This is a genomic window from Sphingoaurantiacus capsulatus, assembly GCF_042648405.1.
GTDB classification, from domain to species: domain Bacteria; phylum Pseudomonadota; class Alphaproteobacteria; order Sphingomonadales; family Sphingomonadaceae; genus Sphingoaurantiacus; species Sphingoaurantiacus capsulatus.
The window spans coordinates 563,794-579,031 of sequence record NZ_JBHRXV010000001.1 but is presented as its reverse complement, the minus strand read 5'-3'; the positions used below and the strand labels follow the sequence as shown (position 1 = coordinate 579,031).

At 68.6% G+C, this 15,238-nt stretch carries 12 protein-coding genes; 2 read left to right on the top strand and 10 right to left on the bottom strand.

Translation table 11 applies throughout. The features are described 5' to 3' along the window. Positions 1–55: 55 nt before the first annotated feature. Genes ACFOMD_RS03160 through ACFOMD_RS03145 form a run of 4 tightly spaced genes read right to left on the bottom strand, consistent with a single transcriptional unit; the run spans position 56 to position 3,469 of the window. Complete coding sequence (locus tag ACFOMD_RS03160; protein ID WP_449329073.1) at positions 56–1,291, bottom strand: acetyl-CoA C-acetyltransferase; 1,236 nt, start codon at positions 1,289–1,291, stop codon at positions 56–58. A gap of 13 nt (positions 1,292–1,304) precedes the next feature. Next, positions 1,305–2,141 (bottom strand): FAS1-like dehydratase domain-containing protein, encoded by an 837-nt coding sequence (locus ACFOMD_RS03155; protein ID WP_380856672.1) that lies wholly within the window; start codon positions 2,139–2,141, stop codon positions 1,305–1,307. Between the two features lie 51 nt (positions 2,142–2,192). Further along, on the bottom strand, positions 2,193–2,822 hold the full coding sequence (locus ACFOMD_RS03150) for a hypothetical protein (protein WP_380856669.1): 630 nt from the start codon (positions 2,820–2,822) through the stop codon (positions 2,193–2,195). Then, positions 2,819–3,469, bottom strand: coding sequence for a TetR/AcrR family transcriptional regulator (locus ACFOMD_RS03145; protein WP_380856666.1), 651 nt, complete (start codon positions 3,467–3,469; stop codon positions 2,819–2,821). The genes ACFOMD_RS03150 and ACFOMD_RS03145 overlap by 4 nt, the downstream gene beginning before the upstream one ends. Before the next feature lie 399 nt (positions 3,470–3,868). Between ACFOMD_RS03145 and ACFOMD_RS03140 the strand changes: the two genes are divergently transcribed. Then, positions 3,869–6,991 carry a TonB-dependent receptor domain-containing protein gene (locus ACFOMD_RS03140; RefSeq protein WP_380856663.1) on the top strand — a complete coding sequence of 1,041 codons (3,123 nt, stop codon included), beginning with the start codon at positions 3,869–3,871 and terminating at the stop codon, positions 6,989–6,991. Between the two features lie 113 nt (positions 6,992–7,104). After that, entirely contained in the window at positions 7,105–8,259 is a 1,155-nt protein-coding gene (locus ACFOMD_RS03135; protein WP_380856714.1) for an acyl-CoA dehydrogenase family protein, read from the top strand. Here the strand turns inward: ACFOMD_RS03135 and ACFOMD_RS03130 are convergent. From ACFOMD_RS03130 to ACFOMD_RS03105, 6 genes are all read right to left on the bottom strand, one after another. Beyond that, entirely contained in the window at positions 8,256–9,410 is a 1,155-nt protein-coding gene (locus ACFOMD_RS03130) for a benzoate/H(+) symporter BenE family transporter (protein ID WP_380856660.1), read from the bottom strand. The two genes, ACFOMD_RS03135 and ACFOMD_RS03130, sit on opposite strands and share 4 nt — an antisense overlap. A gap of 25 nt (positions 9,411–9,435) precedes the next feature. Further along, positions 9,436–10,551: a pyridoxal phosphate-dependent aminotransferase gene (locus ACFOMD_RS03125; RefSeq protein WP_380856657.1), complete on the bottom strand. Its 1,116-nt coding sequence runs from the start codon at positions 10,549–10,551 to the stop codon at positions 9,436–9,438. Between the two features lie 215 nt (positions 10,552–10,766). Further along, positions 10,767–11,057, bottom strand: coding sequence for a UrcA family protein (locus tag ACFOMD_RS03120; RefSeq protein WP_380856654.1), 291 nt, complete (start codon positions 11,055–11,057; stop codon positions 10,767–10,769). A 183-nt stretch (positions 11,058–11,240) separates the two neighbouring features. After that, positions 11,241–13,313, bottom strand: a complete 2,073-nt coding sequence (locus ACFOMD_RS03115) for a M13 family metallopeptidase (RefSeq protein ID WP_380856651.1) — start codon at positions 13,311–13,313, stop codon at positions 11,241–11,243. Positions 13,314–13,373: 60 nt separating this feature from the next. Then, positions 13,374–14,150: an enoyl-CoA hydratase/isomerase family protein gene (locus ACFOMD_RS03110; protein WP_380856648.1), complete on the bottom strand. Its 777-nt coding sequence runs from the start codon at positions 14,148–14,150 to the stop codon at positions 13,374–13,376. Further along, positions 14,147–15,229 (bottom strand): CaiB/BaiF CoA transferase family protein, encoded by a 1,083-nt coding sequence (locus tag ACFOMD_RS03105; protein ID WP_380856645.1) that lies wholly within the window; start codon positions 15,227–15,229, stop codon positions 14,147–14,149. The genes ACFOMD_RS03110 and ACFOMD_RS03105 overlap by 4 nt, the downstream gene beginning before the upstream one ends. Positions 15,230–15,238 lie beyond the last annotated feature (9 nt).

Below are 15,238 nucleotides of genomic sequence, written 5' to 3'. Positions count from 1 at the left end.
CGCCAGACAGCCTCTCGCTGCCATCCCGAATGCCATTCTTGGTGAGTTCAGACCCTTAGCCTGTGTGCCGCTCGAAGATCGCGGCGAGGCCCTGGCCGCCGCCGATGCACATCGTCTCAAGCCCATAGCGCGCGTCGCGGCGCTTCATCTCGCGCAGCAGGGTGGCGAGGATGCGGCCGCCGGTGGCGCCGACCGGGTGGCCGAGCGAGATGCCCGAGCCGTTGACGTTGGTGCGCTTGAAATCCTCCGCGCCGAACTTCCATTCGCGCGTGCAGGCGAGCACCTGCGANCCGAACTTCCATTCGCGCGTGCAGGCGAGCACCTGCGAGGCGAAGGCTTCGTTTAGCTCGATAAGATCGATGTCGGAGAGTTTGAGGCCGGCGCGATCGAGCGCCTTCGCCACCGCGGGCACCGGGCCGATGCCCATGGTCTTCGGCGGCACGCCCGCGAGGCCCCATGACACCAGCCGCGCATAGGGCGTCAGGCCCAGTTCGGCGGCCTTCTCGACGGTGGTGACGATCGCCGCCGACGCGCCGTCGTTCTGGCCGCTGGCGTTGCCGGCGGTGACGGTGGCTTCGGGGTCCTTGGTCAGCGGGGCAAGCTTGCCCAGCGCTTCGGCGGTAACGCCGCGGCGCGGATGCTCGTCGGTGTCGACGGTCACGCTTTCCTTCTTGCCCTTCACGACGACGAGCACGATCTCTTCGGCGAAGACGCCGCTGTCCTGCGCGGCGACCGCGCGGCGATGCGATTCCGCGGCATATTCGTCCTGCTCCTCGCGCGGCACGGCATAGTCGCGGCGCAGATTCTCGGCGGTTTCGATCATGCCGCCGGGCACCGGATAGTTGCAGCCGCCCGCCACGACCCGTCCGCGCGCCAGCGAATCGTCGAACTTCATCGCCGGGCCGGTCACGCCCCAGCGCATCTGCGTCGAATAGAAGGAGGCGTTGCTCATCGATTCCGCACCGCCGGCGATGATGAGGTCTGAGCCGCCGCTCTGCACCTGCATCACCGCATAGATCAGCGCCTGCAGGCCGGAGCCGCAGCGCCGGTCGATCTGCAGGCCGCCAGCGGTGATCGGAAGCCCGGCATCGAGGCCGACGACACGGCCGAGCGCCGGCGCGTCCATCGACGGGTAGCATTGCGCGAACAGCACATCATCGACCTGGTCGCCCGGAAGCCCCGTACGTTCGACCAGCCCGCGCAGCAACTGCGCGCCGATCTCGTGCGCGTGCAGCGGCTTGAACACACCGCCGAACCGCCCCACCGCCGTCCGATAAGGATCGCAGATCACCACGTCGCGCAAATCAGGTCTCCCAATCGATGCGCGCGGTCATCGCAGTCCGGCCGTCGGCACTGGCGGTCCAGGCCTCGGCGGTCGCGTCGCCGCGCAACAGGTTGACGGTGAAGGGGGCCGTGTCGAACAGCGGCCGCTGCGCCCGGAAAGTGAACCCGGTCACCCGCGCAGCCGGCTTCTCGCGCAGGAACAGGTCCAATAGCAAGGTCGCAGCGTAAGGACCGTGCACGACGAGGCCGGGATAGCCTTCGATATTGCGCGCATAGTCGCGGTCGTAGTGGATGCGGTGGCCGTTGAAGGTCAGCGCCGAATAGCGGAACAGCATCACCGGATCGGGGGTGATCGTGCGGCTGGTGTCGGCAGCGCGGGGCTCCGCCGGCGCGGGCGCCGCACCCGCCGAACCGCCGTCGCGATAGACGAGATCCTGCCGCTCCTCGATCGCGGCGACGCGATCGGCATGGATGACATGGCGGACGGTGACGAACACCATGTCGCCGCTGGCGCCGGTCTTGGCGGCGACATCTTCGATCGTCGATACCCGCTCCAGCTCGCTGCCGATCGCGACCGGCGAGAGGAACTTCACCGCGCCGCCCGCCCACATGCGGCGCGGCAGCTCGACCGGCGGGAGGAAGCCGCCGCGCAGCGGATGGCCGTCCTCGCCGATCTGCGACTGCGGCGTGCGCGGACTGAAATAGAGCCAATGGCCGAGCGGCGGCACGGTGCCTTCAGGCCATGATGGACTGCCATGATCGAGCAGCGCGGCGAGGCCGGCGATCGGCTCGGGCGAGGCGATCTGCGCGGCGCGCTCCTCGCGCCCGATCCAGCTTTTCAGATGCTCGATATCCACGCGCCCGCCTCCGTTGGAAGCGGGTTATGCCGCAGCCTCGTGACGTTGTCGCTAGGCCGCGACGGGTTCGGTCAGATCGACCGCGTAAGTCGCCGCCATCAGCCGCCTCGCCGCCATGTCGCGCGCCGCCTCGACATCGGCAGGCAGCACGGCTTCCGCGCCGGGCAGCAGGGCGGGTGCGACCAGCGTCGCCTCAAGCTGACGCAGCACCCGCGCGGCGGTGCCGGGGTGGATGCCGACCGTCATGCCCAGCGCCTCGCCGCCGCGCCGTACCGCCGCCTCGATGCCGCGTTCGAGCGGCGCGGCGATGCGGGTGCGGTAGGCGTCTTCGAGCCACGGCTGCAGCGCGCCATCGCGCATGACGAGATACAGCAGCTCGCGATAGGCGCGGGTCTGGAAAAGCTCGGCGATGTGGCGGAGTTGCCCGGTCACCGCATCGCCGACCGACCTGGGTTTGCGCGGCGCGGCGGCGGCGCGGGTGGCGATGCCGTCGACCAGCGGGGTGACGGCGGCCTGGTACAGGCGGTCACGATCGGCGAACTGGCGGTAGACGACGAAGAAGTCGACGCCCATCGCCGCCGCCACCTCGCGCAACGGGATGCTGGCGCCGGGGCGGGCGAGGAACAGCGGAAGTGCTGCGGCAGCGATGTCGGCGCGGAGCTGCTGGATGCGGGCGCTCATGCCAGCGCCGCCGGCGGGCAGAGCCTGGCGAGGAAGGCGTCGACGAGCTCGGGCGTGCAGTCGGGAATGTCGGCGTTGAGGCCGGGCAGCAGCCGCGCCGCCACCGTCACCGCCTCGATCGCGGCGAGCAGGTTGACCGCCGTCTGCCGCGAACCATCCCCGCCCGTGCGCAACGCCTGATGCTGCGCCTCAAGCCCGCGCAGCACGGGCAGGCGGATATGGCGGTGCCAGGCATCGATCAGCCATGGCGCCGCCCAGCCGTCGCGAACGACCGAGGTGGTCAGCTCGGCGTAGCGCGCATCGGCGAAGGCCTGCGCGACGAGGCAGCAATAGGAGCGGAGCGCCGCGCGCGGCGGCAGGTCGGCGGCGACGCCCAACGGCAGGAGGGCGGCGACCTCCATCACCAGCGCTTCGCGGGTGGCGCGGTACAGCTCGGCGGCGCCGGCGAACTGGTTGTAGACGGTGCGGCGCGTCACCCCGGCGCGGGCGGCGATCATCTCGACGCTGACGCTGTCCGCCGGCCGGTCGCGGAACAGCGCGCGGGCGGCGATCAGGATGGCGTTGCGCGATCGGTAGGGGCGCGTCAGCAGCGGCGTCGGCGCCGCCATCTCCGCCAGGTCGATCTGTCGTATCGGAACGCTCGCCATCTCTTGCCCCTCGCTCGCTTGCGTGGGCGCCAAGGTGGCGCATCGCGCGGGTGGGGAGGGGCGCGAAGTCGGGAGGTGCCGCGCTGCCGTCACCAACGGGCGAGGCGGCCGACGAACGGGCTCACCAGACCCATGAACAGGCGCAGGCAGCCGCTTAAATTCAGGTGATGCAAGGATGTGACGACCTTTCACATAAGTGTGAAAGAAATAAACAGCCGAATGAGAATATGTATTCACCAGTATATGCAAATAGATGCAGGCCAGTCACAATCCTGTTTCGAAATATAGGCTCGTCCTTTTCCAGTGCTGGACTGGATGAAATCAATGTTGAACTCCCCGTCGCACACCGGCGCGCATCCCGCTCGCCGGCATAAGACTTTCATGCAGAGGGGAGCCTATATGATCTCGAACATGTTCCAGCGGCGGCGGATTGCCCTGCTGACGACGGCAGCGGCGTTCAGCGCCGCGGTGCCGGGCGTCGCGATGGCGCAGACGCAGACCGCCGCCGACACCGATGTCGCGGCGGAGGAAGAGATCGTCGTCACCGGCTCGCTGATTCGTAACCCGAACCTCGAGGCATCGAGCCCGGTGTCGGTGATCGGCCAGGACGAGATCGAGCTTCAGCAGGCGAACGTCGCCGAAGAGCTGCTGCGCGAGCTGCCGGGTGCGACCCCATCGATCGGTTCGGCCGTCAACAACGGCAACGGCGGCGCTTCCTATGTGAACCTTCGCAACATGGGGTCGAACCGCAACATCGTGCTGCTCGACGGTCAGCGCATCGCGCCGTCGAACTTCGTTGGACGCGTCGACTTGAACAACATCCCGCTGGCGCTGATCCAGCGCACCGAAGTGCTGACTGGTGGTGCGTCCACGACCTACGGCGCCGACGCCGTGTCGGGCGTTGTGAACTTCATCACGCGCAAGGATTTCGCCGGCGCCGAGGTCAACCTTTCGGAGCAGATCACCGAGGAAGGTGACGGCAACCGCTTCCGCGCCGACCTGACGATCGGCGCGAACTTCGACGACGGTCGCGGCAACGCGGTGTTCTCGGTCGGCTATCAGGAAACCGACGCCATCTATCAGGGCGCGCGCGATATCTCGTTCCTGAACGTCGATAGCTACACCGGCGCGGTCGGCGGCGGTTCGGGCACGGCCGTTCCCTCGTCCTTCTCCTTCGCCCGCGCGGGCATTCCGGCGGCGACGCCGGCGCCGGGCCTGCTCACCGGCAACCGCCAGGTCGATCCCGCGCTCGGCGGCGCTGTCCGTCCGCAGACGGTGCCGGGCGTCTACGCGCCGTTCAACTTCAACCCGTACAACATCTTCCAGACGCCGTTCGAACGCTTCAACATGTTCGGCCAGGCGAATTACGAGATCACCGACGGCGTTGAAATCTACACGCGCGGCCTGTTTTCGAAGAACACCGTGCAGACCATCGTCGCGCCGTCTGGCGTTTTCGCCACCTCGGTGACGATCCCCGTCTCCAACCCCTTCATGTCGGCGGCGTTGCGCGCGCAGTTCTGCGCGAACAACGACTTCCAGCACGGCGGCGCGAACGGTTCGGGTGGCAACGCCGGCACCGTCGGCAACCTGAACACCGCCGGCATCCAGACGATCACCCCGGCGGAGTGCGCCGCGGCGGCGCTGGCGACCAATCCCGCCGACCCGGCCTATCGCACCTTCACCACCAATCTCAGCCGCCGCACCACCGAGGCCGGCCCGCGCATCTCCGACTATCGCACCACGATCTTCGACTACATGGTCGGCGTGCGCGGCGATTTCTCGGACTCGCTCAGCTACGATTTCAACGGCGCATACGGCGAGAGCGAGAATATCCAGACGCTGCAGGGCTACATCCTGACATCGCGCGCGCGCCAGGCGCTGCTGGCCACCAGCACCACCGCCTGCCTGAACACCGCCAACGGCTGCGTTCCGGCCAACTATTTCGGCCCGGAGGGCTCACTGACCCCGGCCGCGATCGCGTTCCAGACGGCGGAAGCGACCACCACCAACCGCACCTCGCTCTCGCAGGTTCGCGGCACCGTCTCGGGTGACCTCGGCTTCACCTCGCCCTGGTCGGAAGACGGCGTCGGCTTCGCGGTCGGTGCCGAATATCGCCACTACACCGCGCTGCAGAAGGCGGATTCGCTGTCGCAGCAGCCGGGCGAACTCGGCGGCGCCGGTGGCGCAGCGCCGAACGTCGACGGCGGCTACAATGTGAAGGAAGTCTTCGCCGAGCTCATCGCGCCGCTCGTTGAGGACAAGCCCTTCTTCGAAAGCCTCAGCGTCGAGGCCGGCGTCCGCTACTCCAAGTATGAAGTGCAGGCGCCGGGCAACCCCAACTACGATGCGACCACCTACAAGGTCGGCCTGCAGTGGGAACCGGGTGCCGGCCTGAAGATCCGCGGGCAATATTCGCGGGCGGTTCGCGCCCCGAACATCGGCGAGCTGTTCTCGCCGGAGGCCGTCGGCCTGACCGCGCTCAACACCGATCCGTGCCAGGGTACCGCGCCGCTCAACAATACCGAGCTTCGCAACATCTGCCTGGCGCAGGGCGCGCCGGCGTTCGTCATCGGCTCGATCCAGGCGCCGACCGCGGGCCAGGCCAACACAACGGCGGGCGGTAACCTCGGCCTCCGTCCCGAGAAGGCCGACACCTATACCGTCGGCTTCGTGTTCCAGCCGGAGTCCGTGCCGGGCCTCAGCCTGGCCATCGACTGGTTCGACATCAAGGTGAACGACGCGGTGTCGTTCCCGACCACCGGCGACGTCATCACCGCCTGCTTCGGCGCTACCCCGACGGCGCCGCCCGCTGGCGCGTCGCTGACCGCCGCCTGCACCGCGATCGGCCGCGATCCGAATACGGGTAATTTGAACGGCAACCCGGCGACGACCACCGGCCTGTTCCAGCCCAGCTCAAACCTCGGCACCTTGACCAACCGCGGTATCGACCTGACGGCGAACTACTCGCGCGATCTCGGCTTCGCCAACCTCGCGCTCGGGTTCGTCGGCACCTACAACAAGGACTCGAAGTTCAAGGCGACGCCGACGGCGATCGACCGCGAATGCGTCGGCTATTATTCGCCGAGCTGCGCCTCGATCCAGCCGAAGTACCAGTTCTCGCAGCGCACCACGCTGAGCTTCGGCGATGTCGATGTGTCGCTGCTGTGGCGGTACATGGACGCGGTGACGTTCGAGGCGGCGCAGTTCGCCGACGACGTTGCGGCGGCGGCGGGCGATCCGACGACCTGCGGCGCGACCGCGGCCGCGCAGCTCGCCGGCCCGTGCGTGGTCGACGAGGACTTCGCCAGCATCTCGGCCTACCATTACTTCGACCTGTCGACCCGGTTCGGCGTTACCGAGAACATCAGCCTGACCTTCTCGGTCGAGAACCTGTTCGACAAGGCGCCGCCGCTCGTCGGCGCGACGGTCGGCGTGACCGCCTTTAACAGCGGCAACACCTATCCGTCGACCTACGACGCGCTCGGCCGCAAGTTCGCGGTGAGCGCCCGCGTTCGCTTCTAAGCCTTCGGGCTTTCGAGCAGAGAGAGGCGGGCTTCGGCCCGCCTCTTTTCGTTAGGGCTGATGTTTACGAGGGCTTGGACGCGGCGGCGGGGAGCGCCTAGCTTCGCCCGGTGATGACCGAACCCAGCTATCCCGATATCCGCGAGTCCGTCCGCCGCCTGTGCGCCGCCTTTCCCGGCGAATACTGGCGGGCGCTCGACCGCGAGCGCGCCTACCCGACCGACTTCGTCCAGACGCTCACCCGCGAGGGCTTTCTGTCGGTGCTGATCCCCGAGGAGTATGGCGGCTCCGGCCTGGGCTTGGGCGCCGGCATCGCCATCCTCGAGGAGGTGCATCGATCGGGCTGCAACGGGGGTGCTGCGCATGCCCAGATGTACACGATGGGCACCTTGCTGCGGCACGGATCAGCGGCGCAGAAGGCGCGCTACCTGCCCGCCATCGCCTCCGGCGAACTGCGCCTGCAGGCGTTCGGCGTGACCGAGCCGACCAGCGGTACCGACACCACCCGCATCCGCACCTTCGCCCGGCGCGACGGCGATCACTATGTCGTCTCCGGCCAGAAGATCTGGATCAGCCGCGCCGAGCATTCGGACCTGATGGTGCTGCTCGTCCGCACCACCCCGCGCGACGAGGTGGCAAAGCCATCGGACGGCATGAGCGTGCTGCTCGTCGACATGCGCGCGGCGGTCGGCAACGGCCTCACCATCCGGCCGATCCGCACCATGCTCAACCATGCGACGACCGAGCTGTTCTTCGACGATCTGCGCGTGCCCGTGGAGAACCTCATCGGCGAGGAGGGCAAGGGCTTCCGCTACATCCTCGACGGGATGAACGCCGAGCGCATCCTCATCGCCAGCGAATGCATCGGCGACGCGCGCTTCTTCATCGACCGCGCGTCGGCCTATGCCAAGGAACGCTCGGTGTTCGGCCGCGCGATTGGCGAGAACCAGGGCATCCAGTTCCCGATCGCCCGCGCGCATGTGCAGGCAACGGCCGCCGCCGCGGTGGTCGACAAGGCGGCGGCGATGTTCGACGCCGGCGAGCCCTGCGGCAGCGAGGCGAACATGTCGAAGCTGCTCGCCTCCGAAGCCTCATGGTACGCCGCCGACATGTGCATCCAGACGCACGGCGGCTTCGGCTTTGCCGAGGAATATGACGTGGAGCGCAAGTTCCGCGAGACGCGGCTGTATCAGGTGGCGCCGATCTCGACCAACCTGATCCTCAGCCATGTCGCGACACACGTGCTGGGGCTGCCGAAGAGCTTCTAGCGGCGGAGGATCGCCAGCGCGACAAAGCCGACGGCGAGCCCCCAGAAGGCCGAGCCGAGGCCGAACAGCGTGAGCCCCGACCCGGCGGCGAGGAAGGTGAGGATCGCCGGCTCGCGCGTCGTCTCGTCGCCGAGCATCGTCTCGACCGCGCCGAGCAGCGCGGGGATCAGCGCGAGGCCGGTGAGCGCAGCGATGACGTTGGTCGGCAGCGCGAGGAACAGCCGCACCGCCATCGGCGCGATCAGCGCGAGCAGCAGATAGAAGCCCGCGTAGATGACGCCGACCGTCCAGCGTTTGTCGCGGTCGGGATGCGCCTCCGCGTTGGTGCAGATGGCGGCGGTGATCGCGGCGAGATTGACGCCGTGCGCGCCAAACGGCGCGGTCACGAGCCATGCCAGTCCGCTGCCCAGCACCAGCGGCCGGGCGGGCGGTTCGTAGCCGGCGCTGCGCAGCACCGCGAGCCCGGGGAGGTTCTGCGAGACCAGCGTGACGAGGAACAGCGGTAGGCCGAGGCTGAGGATCACGCGAACGTCGAATGCGGGAACGATGGCCGAGAGGCTGCCGAGCGTATCGCCCGGCGGCAGCGCGCTGATATCGCCGCGCAGCAAGGTCAGCGCCATGCCGGCGGCGAGCGCCAGCAGCATCGCGTAGAGCGGCAGCCGCCGGCGCGCGACGATGAACACGGCGAGCAGCAGCCCGACCAGCAGCGGATCGACGGCGGCAAGGCGGAAGAGCTGCAGGCAGAAGGGCAGCAGCACACCCGCGAGCATCGCGGCGGCGATGCCGGTCGGAATGCGCTCGGCCGCGCGCGCGAACGCCGGGATCGCCCCTGCCGCCACCATCATCGCCGCTGCCGAGAGGAAGGCGCCGACTGCCACCGGCCATGACAGGCCGGCGGGTGCGGCGGCGAGCAGAGCCGCGCCGGGCGTCGACCACGCGAGCACGACCGGAATGCGCAGCCGGAAGGAAAGCGCCGCGCCGCCGACCGCGATGCCGAGGCAGAGCGCGGTCACCGCCGATGCCGTCTGATCGGTCGAGGCGCCGAGATGGCGCATCGCCTGCACCACCAGCGCGATGGTGCCGCCGAAACCGACGAGCGTCGCGATCAGCGCGGCGGACCAGGCGGGGATGGGCGGCAGGCGGGCGATCATCGTCCCGCTTCTGCCAGTGCGGGCGTCAGGCGCCAACCACCTGCGGCAGCGCCTCGCAATATCGCTTCACGTCCTCGATCTTGCCGGTCGAGACACGCGACCATTGCTTCCACGGCCCATAGGCCCCGCGCACCACGATCTGCCGTTCGGCGAGCGCTTTCTTCATCGCGTCGGCATCGGGCACCTTCACGAACACGAAATTGGTCTCGGCCGGCAGCGCGGTGAGGCCGGCTTTCCTGACCGCGTCGTAGATCATGCCGCGCGCCTCGACGATGCGAGCCTTCGAAAAGTTGAGGAACGGCTGGTCGTCATAGGTAGCGATGGCGGCGGCGATGCCCGCCGTCGTTCCGCCCATGCTCATCACATAGGAATCGATCGTCGCGGCGTTCTCCTCCGACGCGATGACATAGCCGATGCGCAGGCCCGCAAGCCCGTGGATCTTCGAGAAGGTGCGCGCCACCACAACATTCGGATGCGCCTTGATCGAGCCGACCACCGAGGTCGAGTCGGGACGCGCCGTCAGCTCGTTATAGGCCTCGTCGATCAGCACCGGCACATGCGACGGCACTTTCCTGAGGAAGGCGCGCAGCGCGTCGCTGTCGATCAGGATGCCGGTCGGGTTGTTGGGGTTGCACAGGTGGATCATCCCCACGTCGGGCGTGATCGCAGCCGCCAGCGCGTCGAGGTCGACGCTCATGTCCGCCTTCATCGGCACGCGCTTGACCTTGGCGCCCTTCTTCGCGGCGTAGGCGACGGTGGTATCCCAGAACAGGTCGGGGCAGAGGATCGCGCCCTTGCTCATCCACGCCAGCGCCAGCGAGGATAGCAGCTCGGTCGAGCCGGCGCCGATCACCACCTGCTTCGCGCCGACGCCGTTGCGCTCGGCGATCATCGCGGTCAGCCGGTCGATGCCGGCATCCGGGTAATAGCAGCCCTGCGACGCGGCACGCGCCATCGCCTCGATGGCGGCGGGGCTGGGGCCGTAGGGATTCTCGTTGCGGGAAAGCTGGGCGACGCCCGCGGCGGGGCCGAACAGCGGGCGCGGCGGCGTCGCCTGCGCATGACTGCGACCGGCAACCACCAGCGCGGTTCCGGCCGATGCGGCGCCCAACAGCAGCCGCCGTGAAATTTCCGTCGCCATGCCAGTCTCCCTCAAGACCGGATCATTCCCGCAAGCGGGCGGCGCGGCAAGGGGAGTCTAGAGGATACCCGTCGGCTTGCGCTTTGGCGCCGCCGTCGCTTCCCGCGCCTTCGTCAAGGCGCGTTGCAGCGATTGCACGGTCTCCTCATCCACCGGATGGGAGCCTCCGCCGGGCCGGGAGGGGGATGGCCCGGCGGAGGGCACGCGCGTCACGATCACGCGCGGGTCGGGGCAAACATGAAAGCGTCGTCCATCGCCTCGGCCACGCAGCGGCGGCGGTCACGCTGTTCGCGGGCCGAGCGGCCTTCGCCGCACACTGCGTCGGCAGCCGCCTTCACGCGGCGGACCAGCATCTCTTGGCCGGCCGCCTTCGACAGGTCGAGGTCGGCGACCGACACGGTGGCGGCGCCGGCACGCGCCGGGCCGGCAGCGGCGCTCATGAAGGTCAGCGACACGGCAGCGGCGCCGAGGGTACAGATCAGATTCTTGGCGAGGGGGGCGGTCATTTCGATCTTCCTTCGAGGGGGTCAGGCTGTGGTGTCACCCACGCCTCTTCCCTTTCAGGAGCCGTGCCAAGTGCCATAAGTCATTGTTAAATATCAAAACGACTGTTTTACAAGGCTACAAATGCAGCCCCACCGCTGTCCGTTTCCGAACAGCGGTGGTCGCCAGCGTTCAGGACCGGACAGTCACTCCCAGATCTTCACGCGCTCGGCGGGCGGCAGGTACAGCTTGTGCTCCGGCTTCACGCCGAACGCCTGGTACCAGGCGTCGTGGTTGCGCACCGCCCAGGTCCGCCACTTGCTCGGCGAATGGACGCCCGACACCACCTGCTTGCGCAACTCGGCCTCGCGGAATAGCACCTTGTTCACCTGCGCGCGGCCCATGAAGAAGCGCTGGTCGCCGGTAAAGCCGTCGATCACCGGCGCCGGCTTGCCCCCCAACGACAGCTGGTAGGCATCATAGGCGATGGCGAGGCCGGCGTTGTCGGCGATATTCTCGCCGAGCGTCTGCTGCCCGCGGATGTGCAGCCCCGGCAGCGGCTCATAGGCGTCGTACTGTGCGACCAGCTTCGCCTTGCGCTCGTTGAAGCGGGCGAGGTCCTGATCGGTCCACCAGCGGTTGAGGCGGCCCTGCGGATCGAACTTCGATCCCTGGTCGTCGAAGTGATGGCTGATCTCGTGGCCGATCACATAGCCGATCGCGCCATAGTTCACCGCCGGGTCGGCGTTGGGGTCGAAGTGCGGCGCGCGGAGGTAGCCGGCGGGGAAGACGATGACGTTGTTCTCGAAGCTCGCATAGGCGTTGGCGGTGATCGGCATCATCCACCATTCCTTGCGGTCGACGGGGCCGTCGATGCGCGCCAATTGCCGGTCATAGTCGAAGCGTCCGGCGCGCTTGAGGTTGCCATAGGCGTCGCCCTTCACGACCTGCAGCCCCTCATAGCTGCGCCACGTCTCCGGGTAGCCGATCATCGGGTTGAAGGCGGCGAGCTTCGCGCGGGCTTTGGTCTTCGTTTCCGGCGCCATCCACGACAGGTTGGTCAGCCGACGGTCCATCGCGGCCATGACGTTCTTCACCAGCTCGTCCATCGCCTTCTTGGTCGAGGCGGGGAAGTGGCGGTCGATATAGGGCTTCGACACCGCATCGGTCAGCGCCGCGGCGGTCAGCTCGACCGCCTGCGACTGCCGCGCCGGGCTCTCGGTCGCGCCGCCGAGCACGCCGCCCGAGAAAGCGAACTCCTCCTTGGCGAACGCCGACGGCAACGCCAGCGCGCGGTCCTTGGCGAGGCGCACGGCGGTCCAGTCCTTCAGCACGGGCAGCGGCGTCTCGCCGATCAGCTTGGCGATGCCGGTCGCCGCCGACGGCTGCGCGACGATGAGGTTCGGCCGCTTGTCGAGGCCGAGCGCGCCGAGATAGGCGGCCCAGTCGAAGCCAGGCGCCTTCGCCTTCAGGTCGGCGAGCGTCCAGACATTGTAGGTCTTGTCGGCGTCGCGGCTGTCGGCGAGCGTCCACTGCGCCTCGGCGATGCCGCGCTCGAACGCATAGACGGCGGCGGCGCGTGCGGCGGCTTCGGCGGCGGGAACGCCGGTCAGCACCAGCATCTTCGCGACATGCGCGCGATAGGCGTCCTGCGTCTTCGCGCTTTCCGCGTCGCTGTTCAGATAATAGTCGCGGTTGGGCATGCCGAGGCCGCCCTGACTGAAGCCCGCCATGTAGACGCCGGGGTCCTTGCTGTCCTGGCCGATGCCCGTCGGGAAGGGCGAGGGGAAATACCGCGGCATGCGCCCGATCGGCGGGGTGCCCTGCCAGTCGCGCGACAGCCGGCCAAGCTGCGCCGCGAGCGCCGACCGGTCGGCGGCATCGCGCACCGGCTTCAAGTCGGCGAGCAGCGGCGCGGCGCCTGCAGCATCGATCGCCGCCTGATCCATCAAGGTCGCATAGTAATCGGCCATCCGCGCGTCATCGCCGGTCAAGGTCGCGCGTTTGGCGATCATCTCCTCGAGGATTTCGCGAACCTGCGCGGCGGAGACGTCGTTCAGCCGCTGAACCTGCGAAAGCGCACCGCGGTCGCCGGGAATCTCGGTATTTTTCGCCCAATTGCCGTTGACGTAGGACCAGTGATCGTCACCCGGATGAACCGACCGGTCCATCGACGCCTGATCGACACCGAACGTCCCCCATTCGGGCTTGCCAGCCTGCGCCAGCGCGGCGCTTGCGAGCATGAGCAACGGTCCAAACGCGATCAACGCCTTGCGCATGAGAATCCCCTCCCTTGGTACGAAAAGCATGACCGGCTTTCCACGGGGCGGCAAGGGCACTCAGCGGTCGGGAAAATGCGGCTTCCGCTTTTCGAGGAACGCCGCGACTCCCTCCCTGAAATCGGCGCCGCTGAACGAGGCGTCGAACTGGCCGCTGCTCGCTGTGTCGTCGTCGCTCTCGCCGTCGAGGATGCGGCGGATGATGGCCTTCGACGCCTGCTGGCTGTGTGGCGAGGTGGCGGCGATGGCGGCGGTCAGCTCGGCGACGGCGGCGGCCACATCGTCGGCGAGGATGTCGGCGAGGCCGATGCGGTGCGCCTCGGCGGCATCGAGCAGCCCGGCGGTATAGAGGATGCGCTTTGCCTGCGCCGGGCCGACGACGTCCACCAGCAGCTTGGTGTCGTGCAGCGGATAAACGATGCCGAGCTTGGCCGGGGTGATGCCGAAGCGGGCGCGCGGGCTCGCTACCCGCATGTCGCAGGCCAGCGCGAGGCCGCAGCCGCCGCCGATGCAGTCGCCGTCGACCGCGGCGATTGTGGGCTTCGGCGAACGGGCGAGCGTCACCTGCGTGCGCCGGATCGCGGCCTGGTTGCGGGCGCGCCAGTCGGGGTCAGGCGTCATCGCGGCGAACTCGGCAATGTCGGCGCCGGCGCAGAACAGGCCCGGCGCGGCCGACCCGACGACGAGCACGCGCACCGAGGCCCGCGCCATCGCCTCGTCGACCAGCACGGGAATCGCCTCCCACATCGGCTGGTCGAGCGCGTTGCGCTTGTCGGCGCGGTCGAGGAGCAGGCGGGCGACGGGCCCGTCCTGTTCGAGGCGGACGTGCGGGCTCATGCTTGCTGCTCCGGGGCGGGGGCCGGCGTCGATGCGGGCTCGCCGGCGAAGCGGATGGCGGGGGCGATGTGGTGCGTGCCGTCGGCCTCCACCCACAGCCGCCGCGCCGCGACATGCGGCTGCGCCAGTGCCTCGGCGAAGTCGAGGATCGGCGCGAAGGCGACATCCTTGTCGTGGAACCACGCTTCCCATTCGGCGCGGCTGCGCGTCGCGAAGGTGGCGCGCAGGAAATCGACCAGCGGCTTCTGGCCGTCGCCGGCTTCCGCCTCGCCGAGGGCGATCAGGTCGGGGCGGCCGAGCGCTTCGAGCAAGGTCCGCACAAACTTCATCTCACGCCCGCCAAGCGCCACATGCTGCCCGTCGGCGGTGCGGTAGATATTGTAGAAGCCGGCGCCGCCCAGCGACCGCTGCGCCGCCGACTTTGGTGCGTCGCCGCCCATGATCGCCGACCCGGCAACGTGCGCGCACCACGGCAGCAGGCTGTCGAACATCGCCACGTCGATATAGTCGCCGCGCCCGCTCGCCTGCCGCCCGATCAGCGCCATCAGGATCGCCGACAGGCCGGTCAGCCCGGCCGCCAGATCTGACGCCGCGACGCCCGGCACGGCGGGCGTGCCGTCGGTGGCGTCGTTGACCGACAGAAAGCCGGCGAGCGCCTGTACCGCCATGTCGTGCGCGGGATGGTCGGATAGCGGCCCGTCCTGCCCGAAGGCCGTGACCGACGCATAGACGATGCCGGGATTGCGCGCGGCGACCGCCGCATAGCCGAAGCCCAGCCGCGCCATCACGCCGGGTCGGAAACCTTCCACGAACACATCGGCATCGTCGATCAGCGCCCACAGCGCAGCGCGGCCGGCGTCCGATTTCAGGTCGAGCGTGACGGCGCGCTTGCCGCGGTTGAGATTGCGGAACCACACCGACTGGCCCGCCTCGAACGGGCCTTGCGTCCGTGCCGGGTCGCCGGCGGGCGGCTCGACCTTCACCACCTCGGCGCCCTGATCGGCCATCATCAGGGTGAGCATCGGGCCGGGCAGGAACTGCGTCAGGTCGACGACCTTGAAGCCCGATAGCTTGCCCATGAATGCTCC